This window comes from Pseudotabrizicola sp., assembly GCF_030684215.1.
Taxonomy (GTDB): domain Bacteria; phylum Pseudomonadota; class Alphaproteobacteria; order Rhodobacterales; family Rhodobacteraceae; genus Pseudotabrizicola.
This window is the reverse complement of sequence record NZ_JAUXOV010000077.1, coordinates 128,213-142,478: the sequence shown is the minus strand read 5'-3', so window position 1 is coordinate 142,478 and position 14,266 is coordinate 128,213. Positions and strand designations below refer to the sequence as shown.

The following is a 14,266-nucleotide window of genomic DNA, read 5'->3' as shown; positions in this document are numbered from 1 at the left end:
GCGGGCCACATGCTAGGGTGCATTTCTCGGATAAAGGGGAAATCGTGCGCAACCAGATTGATCACGAGGCGGAGGCAGGGGCGCTGTTTCTGGACCCGGCGCGGGATCCGGGGATCGGGTTTTTGGCCGCGCCGGCCTTCTGGTGGCGCTTGCGTGATCCGGCGGTGATTGAAGGGTTCGCGGCGTCTGGTGATGCTGGCATGAACGCCCGGATTGAGGCGCATGTCCGGCAAGTGAAGCGGCACCGAACCTTTGCGCGAGTGGCCGAGTTCAACGTGGTTCCGGTACTGCTTCAAGGCGCTGCGTTTCGCAGATCTTACGCGACCGTGGGGGGCAAAGCGCTTTTGAATGGCGCAGCGGGGGCGCGGTTGTTGAACCGGTACAACTGGGACCGGGTGGGTGAAGACAGTGAGGCCGCGCTGAGCCGATACTTCGCAGGTTGTCAGGTGGCGAATGAAGGTGCGGCGCTGCCTCTGGTCGTGGCACCAGAGGATCTGGATTTTGCGTTGGAGTGTCGCAATACTTTCAATTTCTTTCACTTTCTGACCGAAACCCTGCCGCAGCTTTGTGTACTGGACGCGATGACGTTTCGGGGCCGGGTGTTTTTGCATTTTCCCAACCACCCCGACAAAACCCGCGCCTTTGTGCTTGCGTTTATCGAAGCGCTTTTTCCTGAACTGGCGGGTCGGGTGGTGCTGGAGCGCACACCAAAGGATTATGCCCAAGTGCTGTCTGCGTTCAGCTTTCAGTGGACCTATTTCCAGATGCCGCCCTCGGTGATCGGGTCGCTGGACGGTTTGGCGCCGTCGGGTCTGTCTTGGCACGGTCACAGCGGCACCCGGACCACGCGGGCCATGGTATCGATGAACTCTGTCGAAAGCAGCTTGCCGGCTTTGCGCGAGCGTGCACTGCGGGCGATTGAGGGTCTGGATTTCAGCCATCTGCCTAAACGTGTCTACATTGCCCGCGCTCCGGGGTTGGCTCGTGACCGCAAGATGCTGGGCGAGGCCGCGTTGGTGGAACTGCTAGAAGCGTTCGGCTTTGTCCGGTTGGCGTTCGAGGATCTTACCCCACTGGAGCAAATTGCCCTGATGGCGCGGGCCGAAGTGGTTGTGTCGGCGCATGGGGCTGGGTTCGCCAATATGCTGTTCGCCAACCCGGATGCCACGATGATCGAGATCGCCACGTTGCAGACCGCACAAATTCGCTGGGGCGATTTCTGGCCGGTCGCCCATGCCTCGGGTTGCCGCTATGTGTCGTTCATTGCCGATCATCACAGCGATGCCCCGCTGGAAGTGCCGGATTTCAACACCGCAGGAATCGTGCCAGCGCACTTGACCGAGCGTGGTTTGGGCCGGGTGATGGCCTTTATCGCCGCGCTATGTGGCCATGTTCCGCGCTTGAACCGGGCCGAGGATGTGGCGCGGCTGGCAGGGCAATTGCTGCGCTCGGGCCATCTGGATCGGGCCGGGGCGGTGCTGGACCGCCACCATGACATGCAAGCGGACCATGCTGATCTGTGTCTGGCGCAGGCCGAGTTGCACAAGGCGCGCGCGGAATGGGGTGCAGAACTGGTTGCCCTGTATGGGGCGCGGCAGGCGGACCCCAGCCGTTGGCAGATTCTGGCGCAAGTGTTGTGGTGCGCGCGCCGCCTGAACAAGACCGAAGTGCAGGTCTGGGCCATCCGGTTGTTGCAGGCCGAATTCCCCGACCGCATTGCCGAGTTGTCAAAGGGTCGCGACTGGGTAAGGCAACTGCTGTAGCTCCGCCACCTGTGCATTGTGCGGTGCGCTTTGCCTCGCTATGACGGACGAAACCCATCAAGGAACATATGGCCCATGTCCTCGAAAAACCGTGTGACCCCCGAAGAAGCGCTTGCCTATCATCTGGAGCCGCGCCCCGGAAAATATGAAATTGTCGCATCGACCCCGATGGCGACGCAGCGCGATTTGTCGTTGGCCTATAGCCCTGGCGTTGCGGTGCCCGTGCAGGCCATCGCAGACAATCCGGCGTTGGCCTATGACTATACGGTCAAGGGCAACATGGTGGCGGTGATTTCCAACGGCACTGCAATCCTTGGCATGGGCAACCTTGGCGCTCTGGCGTCAAAGCCGGTGATGGAAGGCAAGGCGGTGCTGTTCAAGCGCTTTGCCGACGTGAACGCGATTGATATCGAGCTGGATACCGAAGACCCCGAAGAAATCATCAAGGCAATCAGCCTGATGGGCCCGACGTTTGGCGGCATCAACCTTGAAGATATCAAGGCCCCCGAATGTTTCATCATCGAGCAGCGGCTAAAGGAAATCATGGACATTCCGGTGTTCCACGACGACCAGCACGGCACGGCGGTGATCTGTGCGGCAGGGCTTATCAACGCGCTGGAGCTGTCGGGCAAAAAGATTGAAGACTGCCGGATCGTGCTGAATGGTGCGGGCGCGGCGGGGATTGCCTGTCTGGAGCTGTTGAAATCCATGGGCGCCAAACATGATAATTGCATCATGTGCGACACCAAGGGCGTGATCTATCAGGGCCGCACCGAGGGCATGAACCAGTGGAAATCGGCCCATGCCGCGCGCACCGATCTGCGCACTCTGGATGAGGCGATGAATGGTGCCGACGTGTTCCTTGGTGTGTCGGCCAAGGGCGCGGTGACACCTGAAATGGTGTCGAGTATGGCGGAAAACCCGGTCATTTTCGCCATGGCCAACCCCGATCCAGAGATTACCCCGGAAGAAGCGCATGCCGTGCGTCCCGATGCGATTGTAGCCACGGGGCGGTCGGACTATCCCAATCAGGTCAATAACGTGCTTGGGTTCCCCTACCTGTTCCGGGGCGCTTTAGATATTCATGCCCGCGCCATCAATGACGAAATGAAGATCGCCTGTGCACGTGCGCTTGCGGCCCTTGCGCGCGAAGATGTGCCCGATGAGGTGGCGATGGCTTACGGTCGCAAGCTGTCATTTGGCCGCGACTACATTATCCCGACCCCGTTTGATCCGCGGCTGATCTATGTGATCCCGCCTGCCGTGGCCAAGGCCGGTATGGATACCGGGGTTGCCCGACGCCCGATCATCGACCTGAAGGCCTATGAGCAAGCCCTCAAAGGCCGCATGGATCCGACCGCCAGCATTTTGCAGGGCATTCATGCACGCGCCAAGCAAGCACAGGCCCGCATGATCTTTGCCGAAGGCGACGACCCGCGTGTGCTGCGCGCCGCCGTCGCCTATCAGCGCGCCGGTCTGGGCAAGGCGATCGTGGTGGGCCGCGAACCGGATGTGCGCGAAAAGCTGGAAGCTGCCGGCCTTGGCGACGCGGTGCGCGAGCTGGAAGTGGTAAACGCCGCCAACACCCGGCATCTGGAGACCTATAAGGAGTTTCTGTACAGCCGCCTTCAACGCAGCGGCCATGACCGGGAGGATATTCACCGACTCGCGGCCCGTGACCGGCACGTGTTTTCGGCGCTGATGCTGCAACACGGCCATGGTGATGGTCTGGTCACCGGGGTGACGCGTAAATCGGCGCATATCCTTTCGCTGATCAATCACGTCTTTGATGCAACCGCCGCCGATGGCGCGGTGGGCGTCACGGCGCTGCTGCACAAGGGGCGAATCATTCTGATTGCCGATACTTTGGTGCAGGAATGGCCAGAGCCGGAAGATCTGGCAACGATTGCGATCCGCTCTGCCGGGGTGGCGCGGTCCCTAGGGTTAGAGCCGCGTGTGGCGTTTGTGTCGTTCTCCACCTTTGGCTATCCGGTATCTGAGCGGGCAACCAAGATGCATGCCGCACCACGGGTTCTGGACAAGATGGGCGTCGATTTCGAATACGAAGGCGAAATGACCGTCGATGTCGCGCTGAATGCAGACCAGATGAAGCACTATCCGTTCTGCCGCCTGACCGGGCCTGCCAATATTCTGGTGGTGCCCGCGCGGCACTCGGCCAGCATCTCGGTCAAACTGATGCAGGAAATGGCGGGGGCCACGGTTATCGGGCCAATCCTGACCGGGGTGAAAAAGCCGATCCAGATCTGTTCGACCAATTCGACGGTGAACGATATTCTGAACATGGCAGTGATGACCGCCTGCAAGATTGGTCAGTAAAGCAAAAGGCCCGCCGGTGTGGCGGGCCTTTGGTTACTTGGCAAAGGCAGCCTGACTGCCCCAGAGCTGCTTGACCCTTGCATCGCGCCCACAGGCTTGGCGGTAGAAGGTATAAGCGTTCTTCTTCTGCTTTGGCCCGGCGCGTGTCAGGATGATTTCAGAGCTTTTGTAGTAGTCCTGATGATAGGCCTCGGCCATCCAGAAGGTGCTTGCTGGGATAACCGGGGTCACAACCTTTTTGCCCAAGGCGCGTCCGGCCTCGACCACCGCAGCCTCGGCTGCGGCCTTTTGTGCTGGGTTAGAGACGAAAATCGCTGTGCGATAGGCTGGCCCACGGTCACAGAATTGCCCCTCTGCATCGGTCACATCAACCGAACGCAGAAACATCGCGATCAGTTGGGCATAAGTGATCCTGCTGTTGTCAAAGGTGATCTCGACGGCCTCATAATGGCCGTCATGGTTTTGATAGGTCGGGTTCTGCATGCGTCCGCCGGTATAGCCCGACACCACAGACCGCACCCCCGGCACCTTTTCAAAATCCGACTCAACGCACCAGAAACAGCCCCCGGCCACAATTGCCTTTTCGGTTGCGGCATGGCTGCCACCCGTGGCTGCGACCAGCACCATAAGGGCCAGACCGGCCACAATCGACAACATCCGCTTCATACCGCGCTCCTTGTTCTGATTTTTAACATGCTCTGTTTGCCTGCGGCGTCCACTCACCCCTGAGTGATGTCACGCATAGGTGAAGCCACCCCTTTCCCTTCGCGCACGACCCGCATAGCGTTACACCGAAACGGAGGGCCCCATGACCAACCATGTCTCAACCCATCAGGCCGAAGATGATGCGCGCAACGAAAACATCCTGATCTGGGTGAATGGGGCGCTGAAGCCACGGGCCGAAGCAACTGTATCAGTCTACGATTCCGGCTTCATGCTCGGCGATGGTGTGTGGGAAGGAATAAGGCTCTATAATGGCGCTTGGACGTTCCTTGATGAACACATGGACCGCCTGTTCGAGGCGGCAAAGGCGATCGATCTGGATATCGGGATGACCCGGAATCAAATCATCGCCGCCGTGCTGGAAACGCAGGCCGCAAACGCGATGACCACGGATGCCCACGCACGGCTGATGGTGACGCGCGGCGTCAAGACCCGCCCGTTCCAGCACCCCAAGCTGTCGCAGCGGGGCCCGACCGTGGTGATCATCATGGAACATTCACGCCAAAAACTGCCGCGCCCCATTCGCTTGGCCACAGTGCCGCATCTGCGCGGCTTGCCAATGACGCAAGACCCCAAGCTGAATTCGCATTCCAAGCTGAACTGCATTCTCGCCTGCATTGCCGCCGAAAAGGCTGGCGCGGATGAAGCGCTGATGCTGGATGCGCATGGCTTCGTGAACACCACCAACGCCTGCAATTTCTTTATCGTGAGAAAGGGGCAGGTCTGGACCAGCACCGGCGACTATTGCATGAACGGAATCACTCGGGGCAAGGTCATCGACCTGTGCCGCGCCAACGGCATCCCGGTGTTTGAACGCAACTTCAGCCTTGTCGACACCTATGGCGCGGATGAGGCATTTCTGACAGGAACCTTCGGCGCGCAGACTCCGGTGGGTATGATCGACGGGCGCAGGATCGGTGACGGTCAGATGGGCCCGATGACCGAACGCCTGCGCGGGCTTTACAAGGCCTTGGTCGGTGCGTGAACGTAGGGCTGTCAGCCATACACTTGCCATACATGAACTATACGGAAATCAGCCATGAAAATCGCGATGTGGTCCGGGCCACGCAATCTGTCGACGGCCATGATGTATGCCTTTGCCGCGCGGGGCGATTGTGCGGTTTGGGATGAGCCGTTTTATGCGGCGTATCTGCGGCAAACCGTGATTGACCACCCGATGCGCGATCAGATCATCGCAGCGCATGAGTCAGACCCCGCTAAGGTTGCCGCCACCTGCATCGGTGAGATTCCGCAAGCTCAGAGCCTATTTTACCAAAAACACATGACGTTGCACATGATCCCGCAGTTTGACCGACAGTTTATGCGGGATCTGACCAATGTGTTTCTGATCCGCCATCCGGCGCGGGTGGTGGCGTCCTATGCGAAAAAGCGCGAGGGGCCGACCCTGATGGATATCGGCTTTGTTCAGCAGGCGGAATTGTTCGATCAGGTGGCCGATTGGATGGGTGAGGCACCGCTGGTCATCGACAGTGCCGATCTTCGTGCAGACCCGTATGCGGCGCTTAACAATCTGTGCGATGCGCTGGGCATTCTGTTCATTAAAAACATGCTGCACTGGCCCGCCGGGCCAAAGCCCTATGACGGGGTTTGGGGGCCGCATTGGTATGGGGCTGTGCATCGGTCGACCGGGTTCGAAGACCCGGAGGGGCCTTTGCCCGATCTACCCAGCGGCTATCAATCAATTGTCGATCAGGCACTGCCTTACTACAAAAAACTGGCCGCATTCAAAATGTGAAAAAGGGCCAGAGTACCGGCCCTTTTCGCAAGCACAGAGGCTATTTTCAGCCCTTGCCTGCCACCCGCGTGTTGCGGTTGGCAATCAGTTTCAGGCGCAGAGCGTTCAGGCGGATAAAGCCCGCGGCGTCTTTCTGGTCATAGGCGCCGGCGTCGTCTTCAAAGGTCACATGAGCCTCTGAATACAGCGAATGATCCGACCAGCGGCCAATGCAGGTGGCGGAACCCTTGTAGAGCTTCAGCCGCACGGTGCCGGTCACGTGTTCCTGACTCTTGTCAATCAGGGCTTGCAGCATTTCCCGCTCGGGCGAGAACCAGAAGCCGTTGTAGATCAGCTCGGCATAGCGCGGCATGATGCTGTCTTTAAGGTGGCCTGCACCTGCATCCAGCGTGATCTGCTCAATCCCGCGATGTGCCTCCAGCAGAACGGTACCGCCGGGGGTTTCATAAATGCCGCGCGATTTCATGCCAACAAATCGGTTTTCCACGAAATCGAGACGGCCAATGCCATGCGCGCCGCCCAGCTCGTTCAGCTTGGTAAGGATCGTGGCGGGCGACATCGCTTCGCCGTTGATCGCCACCGCGTCGCCGCGCTCAAAGCTGATCTCGACGTATTCCGGCGTGTTTGGCGCGTCTTCGGGCGATACGGTACGCTGATAGACATACTCTGGCGCTTCTTCGGCCGGGTTTTCCAGCGCCTTGCCTTCGGACGAGGTGTGCAACAGGTTGGCATCAACTGAAAACGGTGCCTCGCCGCGCTTGTCTTTGGCAATCGGGATCTGGTTCGCCTCGGCAAATTCGATAAGCTTTGTGCGGCTGGTCAGATCCCATTCGCGCCAAGGCGCAATCACCCGGATCGACGGGTCAAGCGCATAAGCCGACAGCTCAAACCGGACCTGATCATTGCCCTTGCCGGTCGCGCCATGCGCCACCGCATCTGCGCCATGGGCATGGGCGATATCAACCAGGTGTTTGGAGATCAGCGGGCGGGCGATGGAGGTGCCCAGAAGATACAGCCCCTCATACAACGCATTGGCGCGGAACATCGGGAAGACGTAATCGCGCACAAACTCTTCGCGCACGTCAACGATGTGGATGTTTTCTGGCTTGATCCCCAGCAGGACCGCCTTTTCGCGGGCTGGCTCCAGCTCTTCTCCCTGGCCCAGATCGGCGGTAAAGGTGATTACCTCGCAGCCGTATTCTGTTTGCAGCCATTTCAGGATGATCGAGGTATCCAGACCGCCGGAATAGGCGAGGACGACTTTCTTGGGTTTCGACATGTGCACGCTCCCTTTGGGATTTGCGCGGGTCTAAGGGGATTTGGCGCAAAGGGCAAGAAACACGGGTGTTATGGATACAAAATCGTCGTGCTTGCCAAAGCACTGCCGCTGCGGCATCCAAGGGCATGAGTGATTTTGCCGCAAACGCCCGCCTTGCCACCGATGCCCTGCGCGATCTTTTTGATCCGACGCCGTTGCAGCGAAATGACTATCTGTCGCAGCGGTTCGGCGCTGATATCTGGCTTAAGCGCGAAGACCTGTCGCCTGTGCGATCCTATAAGTTGCGCGGCGCGTTTACTGCCATGCGCAAGGTGCGGGAGGGGCAGCCGGGGCAAGAGCACTTCGTCTGTGCCAGTGCGGGCAATCATGCGCAGGGGGTAGCTTTTGCTTGCCGTCATTTTGGCGTGCGGGGCACGATTTTCATGCCGGTGACGACGCCACAGCAAAAAATTGACAAGACTCGGGTTTTTGGCGCCGGTCAGGTGAAGATTGTGCTGACTGGCGACTATTTTGACCAGACCTTGGCGGCAGCCAAGGCGTTTTGCGCCGAACAAGGGGCGGTGTTTCTATCGCCCTTTGATGATGACGACGTGATCCTTGGTCAGGCTTCTGTCGCGGTCGAGATGCTGGATCAGTTGGGCGGCGCGCCTGATCTGGTGATCTTACCGGTCGGCGGTGGCGGATTGTCGTCAGGGGTCACACGGTATCTGCGAAGCATTGCGCCAGAGGTGGAGTATCGCTTTGTCGAGCCCATGGGTGGTGCGTCTTTGACAGCGGCGCTGCAGGTTGGCGCCCCGGAAACCTTGGGGCAGGTGAACAGTTTTGTCGATGGGGCGGCTGTAGCGCGGTTGGGGGACAAGACCTTTGCCCTGCTGGATTGGGTTGATCCGGCCCATGTGTTGCTGGCACCAGAGGACCGCATCTGCATCACGATGCTGGAGATGCTGAACGTTGAAGGCGTGGTTCTGGAGCCTGCCGGAGCGTTGTCGGTGGATGTGCTGGCCGATGTGGCGGACGTGATCCGGGGCAAGACGGTGGTTTGTATCACCTCGGGCGGGAATTTTGATTTTGAGCGCTTGCCCGAAGTGAAAGAGCGGGCGCAGCGTTTTGCTGGGCTGAAGAAGTACTTCATTCTACGAATGCCGCAGCGACCGGGTGCGCTGCGTGAGTTCTTGGAAATGCTGGGGCCAGAGGATGACATCGCGCGGTTTGAGTATCTCAAGAAATCTGCACGAAACTTTGGATCGGTTCTGATCGGGATCGAGACAAAAGCACCAGAGAATTTCACGCGGCTTTTTGCGCGGTTGGATCAGGCGGCGTTTCCGTACCGTGACATCACCAATGACGGTATTTTGTCAGAGTTCCTGATCTAGGCCGCCACGCCATTTATTCCGCCCAGAAAGGCACTGCGCGACTTTTGATAAATCTCTATCACGGTTTCAATCGCCACATCGACAGAGCCAGATGCCGCCTCACGCTCACCGTTCTGACAAATCCGTGCCAGATCTGAAAAGCCAAGGTTCAGGGCGCTTCCCTTCAGGAAATGCAGATCATTTTCCAGCGATCTTGCATCGGCCAGCGCCCGCAGCCGGCTGATGACATCATCGGCTTCCTCAAGGAAAAGTGCGACAATTTCGCCAAAGCAATCCGGCCCGATTTCCGTTTGCAGTTCCTGCACGCGGCCCCAGTCAATCATAACACCACCCACCGCTTTACCCCAAGGGGTGACCAACCCTCAGGACTACTATTTACATTTGCCTTTAAAGTTCTGTTACCGTGCAAAGGCAAGGTTTGGTTGTTCGACGAAAGCTTTATTTTTCACAGACGGTTAAGGTCCTCGCCGCAAATGTGCTTTAAAGCGCATGGACCTGACCTGATGACTTTAATGGACCTGACCAACCCCACCCTGACCGGCGCCGTCACTGCGCCTGTGCTGCCGTTGCGTGTGCTTGTGGTCGATGACAGCAAAGCGCAACGGGTGATGTTGTCGATGTCCCTGTCCCGTTGGGGGTATCACGTGACAGAAGCTGCATCGGGCGAAGAGGCTTTGCTTGCCTGTCAGGCAGCGGCTTTTGATATTATTGTGTCCGACTGGATGATGGACGGAATGTCGGGTCTTGATCTGTGCGCAGCGTTCCGGTCGCTTGGACAAGAGGGGTATGCCTATTTCATTCTGCTTACGTCTAAGTCCGAAAAAACGGAAATCGCCAAGGGGTTGGAGGGGGGGGCCGATGATTTTCTGACCAAACCCGTGTCACCCGATGAATTGCGCGCGCGCCTGCGTGCGGGTGAGCGAATTGTCGGGATGCAAAAGGAATTGGTGCAGAAGAATCGCCTGCTGGGCGCAACGCTGACGGAGCTGCAGCGGGCACAGGAAATGGTAGATCGCGATCTGATCGAAGCGCGCAAGTTGCAGCAAACATTGGTCCGCGACCGGTTTCGCGATTGGGGGCGTGGGGCGGCTACATTGTTTTTGCGCACATCGGGGCATGTCGGTGGTGATTTGGCCGGGTTCTTTGAACTGAATGCAACGCATGTGGCGCTATATTCGGTGGATGTCTCTGGGCATGGGGTGGCCTCGGCCATGATGACGGCGCGTTTGGCGGGTTATCTGTCGGCGGCATCGCCTGACCAAAATATAGCACTGCAGCGTCGCGCTGATGGTGGGTTTGATCCTTTGCCCGCTGAACAGGTGGCGGCAAGGTTCAACCGCACCATGCTGGAGGATTTGCAGGTCGATCAGTATTTTACCATGGTCTATGCGCAGGTTGATCTTTTCAGCGGCGCAGTTTCGCTGGTTCAGGCGGGGCATCCACACCCGTTGATCCTGCGGGCGGATGGTCGGATTGACCGGCTTGGTGGGGGTGGTTTACCGATTGGTCTTTTGGGGGATGCAGTGCACGATCGGGTGACGGCACAGCTATATGCAGGTGATCGGCTGTTTCTGCTGTCCGACGGGCTGACAGAATGCCCATCGCGGCAGGGGGAGGAACTGGGCGAAGCTGGGTTGGAGGCGTTGATCAGAAAGAACAGCGACCTTGAATCCGCGCAACTGCTGGATGCCCTGATATGGGATCTTTCGGCTCATATGGGGTCTGAAGATTTCCCCGATGACGTTTCCGGGCTTTTGTTCGATTACCGGGGCTGACTGCGCAACGCGTGCGCCAGAAAGGCACGGTCGCCGACATTGCTGATCTGTCCCACCGCGTGTTCGGCGCTCATCCAGATGGCGCTGTGACCCGGTTCTGACGGTGGCCCAAGGCGCAGGATGGGACGGGCCAGATAGATGGTGCAGATTTTCTCGGCCCATTTGTCGTAATCGGGCATATAGGTAAACCGACGATATACCCCCATTTTTCGGGTCACTTCGATTTTCCATCCGGTTTCTTCAAGCACTTCGCGGTGTAGCGCGGGGATCGGGTGTTCGCCCGGATCAATGCCGCCGCCGGGCAGTTGGTATTCAGGAATTGGCTCTGCCTGATACGTTGTCAGCAGGCGATTGCCATCCAGCAGCACGGCATAGACGCCTGGCCTGGGGCGGTATTTCTGGCCGGCTTTGACGGGTTCTCCATAGCGTCGCATGCGATTGCCCCCTTGGTCGTGGTGTTGCCCTGCCTATATAGGCGCGGTATGCCAAGATTGGCTCGCTAAGGAAACCCCATGACCACCGGTTCGCAGATCGCCTGGGACGATACCGTCCTGCCCTTTCAACTTGACCAGTCCGATATCCGGGGCCGTGTGGTGCGGCTGGATGGTGTGCTGGAGCAGGTTTTGTCGCAACACAATTACCCCCCGCTGATCGAGGCGTTGGTGGCGGAGGCCGCATTGCTGACCGCGCTGATTGGGCAGACGGTGAAACTGCGCTGGAAGCTGAGCCTGCAAATTCGCGGCAATGGACCGGCGCGGTTGATCGCGACTGATTATTATGGGCCAACGGATGATGGCGAACCCGCGCGCATTCGGGCCTATGCCAGCTATGACGCCGACCGGCTGGACCTGAACGCAGACCGGTTCAGCCAGATCGGCACCGGTTATTTCGCGGTGATGCTTGATCAGGGCGAAGGCATGCTGCCGTATCAGGGCTTTACCCCGATTGCGGGCAATTCGCTTGCGGACTGCGCAGAGACATACTTCGCCCAGTCCGAACAGCTACCGACGCGGTTCTCGCTTTCCTTTGGCCAAAGTGCCGAGCCCGGTCGCGAAGCCCATTGGCGCGGTGGCGGGGTGATGTTGCAGCACATGCCGAAAGTTGGCATGAGCGTGGCTGCCGAGGCAGGCTCGGGCGAGGGCGGGTTGCTGATGCACAGCGACATTTTGGGTGGTGAGGAAGGCGAAAGCTGGACCCGCGCGAATGTGCTGCTGGATACAGTTGAAGAGATCGAGCTGATCGGCCCGCAGGTCACCCCGGCAGAGTTGTTGGTGCGGCTGTTCCATGAGGAAGGCCCAAGGGTGTTCGAATCGCAGCCGATCCGTTTCGGCTGCTCGTGTTCCGAGGACAAGGTGCGCAACACGATGTCGATCTATTCGCAGAAAGACATTGAAAAGATGACAACGCCCGAAGGTGTGGTCACGGCCGATTGCCAGTTCTGCGGGGCGCATTACGAAATGGACCCGAAGACTTTGGGCTTTGAGGGCAAAAATGGATGAGGTGACCCGCCTGCTACGCGCCATACAGCGTCCGGCAGGCGAGTCGTCTGATTTTGACCTGAACCCCGGCATTCAGCCGCCCGCCGGCCGTAGTTTGCGCCCGGCGGGCGTGCTGGTTCCGGTCTGGTTGCGGCCCGAGGGCGCGCGGGTGATTTTGACCAAACGGGCATCGCACCTAAAGCACCATCCGGGGCAGATCTCTTTGCCGGGGGGCAAGGTCGAGCCGGGTGATGCATCAGTGCAGGCAGCAGCACTGCGCGAGGCGATGGAAGAAATCGCCCTGCCGCCCGGATTGGTCGAGGTGCTTGGCCATCTGCCGATGCATGAAACCGTGACAGGGTTCAGCATGACGCCGGTTTTGGGCATTATCAGAGACGATTTTGTGCCGTTGCCTGAAGTGGGTGAGGTGGACGAAGTGTTCTCTGTACCGCTGTCGCATGTGCTGGACCCAGCACATTATGTGATTGAACGGCGTCTGTGGATGGGTCAGTGGCGGCGCTATTATGTTGTGCCTTATGGGCCATATTACATCTGGGGGGCCACAGCGCGGATTCTGCGTGGACTGGCCGAGAGGGCGTCGTCGTGAAGGTGGCGGGAGATTGGGTAGATCATCCGGGCACTCAAGCGCTGTGCCGGGTGTTGGAGGACGCGGGGCATCGCGCGCTGTTTGTTGGCGGCTGTGTGCGCAATGCGCTGATGGGGGTGCCGGTCAGCGATATTGACATAGCGACCGATGCGCTGCCAACAATAGTGTCTGAGCTGGCGGAAAGTGCTGGCTTTCGGGTGATCCCGACTGGAATTGACCACGGCACGGTGACGGTGATCGCAAACGGAGTCGCGCATGAGGTGACAACCTTTCGTCGTGACGAGGAAACGGATGGCCGCCATGCCGTGGTAGCCTTCTCGGCACGGGTCGAAGAAGACGCGGCGCGGCGCGATTTTACGATGAACGCGCTTTATGCCGACCGGGCAGGCGCAGTGATTGATCCGCTTGGCGGACTGCCTGACCTTATGGCGCGGCGCGTGCGGTTTGTTGGGAATGCCGATGCGCGGATTATCGAAGATTTTCTGCGCATCCTTCGGTTCTTTCGTTTCCATGCGCATTATGGCGACCCCGACAGTGGGGTTGACGTCGAAGGATTGGCAGCGTGTGCGGCCTATTCCACTGAAATAGAGACGCTTTCAAGGGAACGTATCGGCGCTGAAATGCGCAAACTACTCGCCGCACCCGACCCTGCACCCGCAGTGGCAGCAATGGCGGCGGCTGGGGTTCTGGCGGTGGTTTTGCCCGGTGCAGAAGCGAGGGCCTTGGCGCCCTTGGTGTATCTGGAGTCGGGGCGCTCACCGGGTTGGTTGCGGCGGTTGGCCGTTCTGGGCGGGCAGGATGTGGGCAATCGTTTGCGCTTGTCGCGGCGCGAAGCGGCAGATTTGGGCCGTATCAGAGCCGAAATTGGCGGTGTGCTTGGCCCAGCAGCGCTGGGGTTTGTATTGGGCGATGCTCTTGGTGCGGACGCTGTTCTGGCACGCGCGGCGATGCTGGAGCAGGCCTTGCCCGAGGATTGGGAGAAGGACATTGCGCGGGGCGCTGCGGCACAGTTTCCTTTGCGGGCAGCCGATTTCATTGATCGCGTGCAGGGCCCTGCTCTGGGCGCTGCTCTGGCGGCGGCCCAAAAGCGGTGGTTGGCAAGCGACCTGATGCTTACCCGCGCAGAACTTTTGGGCTGACCGGTTTTACCCGGGCATTATTGGGCGTATATGCCC

At 59.2% G+C, this 14,266-nt stretch carries 13 protein-coding genes; 9 read left to right on the top strand and 4 right to left on the bottom strand.

Annotated features, from left to right (window positions below):
* The first annotated feature begins 44 nt into the window (after positions 1-44).
* Both Q8K08_RS20960 and Q8K08_RS20955 read left to right on the top strand, forming a co-directional pair.
* Positions 45-1,763, top strand: a complete 1,719-nt coding sequence (locus tag Q8K08_RS20960) for a DUF563 domain-containing protein (protein WP_304803577.1) — start codon at positions 45-47, stop codon at positions 1,761-1,763.
* A 75-nt stretch (positions 1,764-1,838) separates the two neighbouring features.
* Entirely contained in the window at positions 1,839-4,100 is a 2,262-nt protein-coding gene (locus tag Q8K08_RS20955; protein WP_304803580.1) for an NADP-dependent malic enzyme, read from the top strand.
* Between the two features lie 33 nt (positions 4,101-4,133).
* On the opposite strand, the gene msrA is transcribed toward Q8K08_RS20955, so the two are convergent.
* Positions 4,134-4,766 carry a peptide-methionine (S)-S-oxide reductase MsrA gene (gene msrA / locus Q8K08_RS20950; RefSeq protein ID WP_370870575.1) on the bottom strand — a complete coding sequence of 211 codons (633 nt, stop codon included), beginning with the start codon at positions 4,764-4,766 and terminating at the stop codon, positions 4,134-4,136.
* 142 nt (positions 4,767-4,908) lie between these two features.
* On the opposite strand from msrA, the gene Q8K08_RS20945 reads away from it, so the two are divergent.
* Positions 4,909-5,808 (top strand): D-amino acid aminotransferase, encoded by a 900-nt coding sequence (locus Q8K08_RS20945; RefSeq protein ID WP_304803582.1) that lies wholly within the window; start codon positions 4,909-4,911, stop codon positions 5,806-5,808.
* Positions 5,809-5,862: 54 nt separating this feature from the next.
* Positions 5,863-6,579 carry an HAD family hydrolase gene (locus Q8K08_RS20940; protein WP_305251609.1) on the top strand — a complete coding sequence of 239 codons (717 nt, stop codon included), beginning with the start codon at positions 5,863-5,865 and terminating at the stop codon, positions 6,577-6,579.
* A gap of 46 nt (positions 6,580-6,625) precedes the next feature.
* Here the strand turns inward: Q8K08_RS20940 and Q8K08_RS20935 are convergent, their stop codons facing one another.
* Positions 6,626-7,858, bottom strand: a complete 1,233-nt coding sequence (locus Q8K08_RS20935; protein ID WP_304803586.1) for an argininosuccinate synthase — start codon at positions 7,856-7,858, stop codon at positions 6,626-6,628.
* A 125-nt stretch (positions 7,859-7,983) separates the two neighbouring features.
* Here Q8K08_RS20935 and ilvA point away from each other — a divergent pair, with 125 nt between their 5' ends.
* Positions 7,984-9,231, top strand: coding sequence for a threonine ammonia-lyase IlvA (gene ilvA / locus Q8K08_RS20930; protein WP_305251608.1), 1,248 nt, complete (start codon positions 7,984-7,986; stop codon positions 9,229-9,231).
* Here ilvA and Q8K08_RS20925 read toward each other — a convergent pair.
* The gene (locus Q8K08_RS20925) at positions 9,228-9,554 is read right to left on the bottom strand and encodes an Hpt domain-containing protein (RefSeq protein WP_304796613.1); all 327 of its coding nucleotides are present in this window, start codon (positions 9,552-9,554) and stop codon (positions 9,228-9,230) included. The two genes, ilvA and Q8K08_RS20925, sit on opposite strands and share 4 nt — an antisense overlap.
* Positions 9,555-9,743: 189 nt before the next feature.
* Here Q8K08_RS20925 and Q8K08_RS20920 point away from each other — a divergent pair, with 189 nt between their 5' ends.
* Positions 9,744-11,006 (top strand): PP2C family protein-serine/threonine phosphatase, encoded by a 1,263-nt coding sequence (locus Q8K08_RS20920; RefSeq protein WP_305251634.1) that lies wholly within the window; start codon positions 9,744-9,746, stop codon positions 11,004-11,006.
* On the opposite strand, the gene Q8K08_RS20915 is transcribed toward Q8K08_RS20920, so the two are convergent.
* Entirely contained in the window at positions 10,994-11,440 is a 447-nt protein-coding gene (locus Q8K08_RS20915) for an NUDIX hydrolase (RefSeq protein ID WP_304796615.1), read from the bottom strand. The genes Q8K08_RS20920 and Q8K08_RS20915 overlap by 13 nt on opposite strands.
* Positions 11,441-11,518: 78 nt before the next feature.
* On the opposite strand from Q8K08_RS20915, the gene Q8K08_RS20910 reads away from it, so the two are divergent.
* Genes Q8K08_RS20910 through Q8K08_RS20900 form a run of 3 tightly spaced genes read left to right on the top strand, consistent with a single transcriptional unit; the run spans position 11,519 to position 14,230 of the window.
* Complete coding sequence (locus tag Q8K08_RS20910) at positions 11,519-12,505, top strand: Hsp33 family molecular chaperone HslO (protein WP_304796618.1); 987 nt, start codon at positions 11,519-11,521, stop codon at positions 12,503-12,505.
* Complete coding sequence (locus tag Q8K08_RS20905; protein WP_304796621.1) at positions 12,498-13,091, top strand: CoA pyrophosphatase; 594 nt, start codon at positions 12,498-12,500, stop codon at positions 13,089-13,091. Before Q8K08_RS20910 ends, Q8K08_RS20905 begins: the two co-directional genes overlap by 8 nt.
* Positions 13,088-14,230: a CCA tRNA nucleotidyltransferase gene (locus tag Q8K08_RS20900; RefSeq protein WP_305251607.1), complete on the top strand. Its 1,143-nt coding sequence runs from the start codon at positions 13,088-13,090 to the stop codon at positions 14,228-14,230. Before Q8K08_RS20905 ends, Q8K08_RS20900 begins: the two co-directional genes overlap by 4 nt.
* Positions 14,231-14,266 lie beyond the last annotated feature (36 nt).

Coding starts and splice junctions, on each gene's coding strand:
- Q8K08_RS20955 (WP_304803580.1), top strand. CDS start 1,839: ATGTCCTCGAAAAACCGTGTGACCCCCGAAGAAGCGCTTGCCTATCAT.
- msrA (WP_370870575.1), bottom strand. CDS start 4,766: ATGAAGCGGATGTTGTCGATTGTGGCCGGTCTGGCCCTTATGGTGCTG.
- Q8K08_RS20945 (WP_304803582.1), top strand. CDS start 4,909: ATGACCAACCATGTCTCAACCCATCAGGCCGAAGATGATGCGCGCAAC.
- Q8K08_RS20940 (WP_305251609.1), top strand. CDS start 5,863: ATGAAAATCGCGATGTGGTCCGGGCCACGCAATCTGTCGACGGCCATG.
- Q8K08_RS20935 (WP_304803586.1), bottom strand. CDS start 7,858: ATGTCGAAACCCAAGAAAGTCGTCCTCGCCTATTCCGGCGGTCTGGAT.
- ilvA (WP_305251608.1), top strand. CDS start 7,984: ATGAGTGATTTTGCCGCAAACGCCCGCCTTGCCACCGATGCCCTGCGC.
- Q8K08_RS20925 (WP_304796613.1), bottom strand. CDS start 9,554: ATGATTGACTGGGGCCGCGTGCAGGAACTGCAAACGGAAATCGGGCCG.
- Q8K08_RS20920 (WP_305251634.1), top strand. CDS start 9,744: ATGGACCTGACCAACCCCACCCTGACCGGCGCCGTCACTGCGCCTGTG.
- Q8K08_RS20915 (WP_304796615.1), bottom strand. CDS start 11,440: ATGCGACGCTATGGAGAACCCGTCAAAGCCGGCCAGAAATACCGCCCC.
- Q8K08_RS20910 (WP_304796618.1), top strand. CDS start 11,519: ATGACCACCGGTTCGCAGATCGCCTGGGACGATACCGTCCTGCCCTTT.
- Q8K08_RS20905 (WP_304796621.1), top strand. CDS start 12,498: ATGGATGAGGTGACCCGCCTGCTACGCGCCATACAGCGTCCGGCAGGC.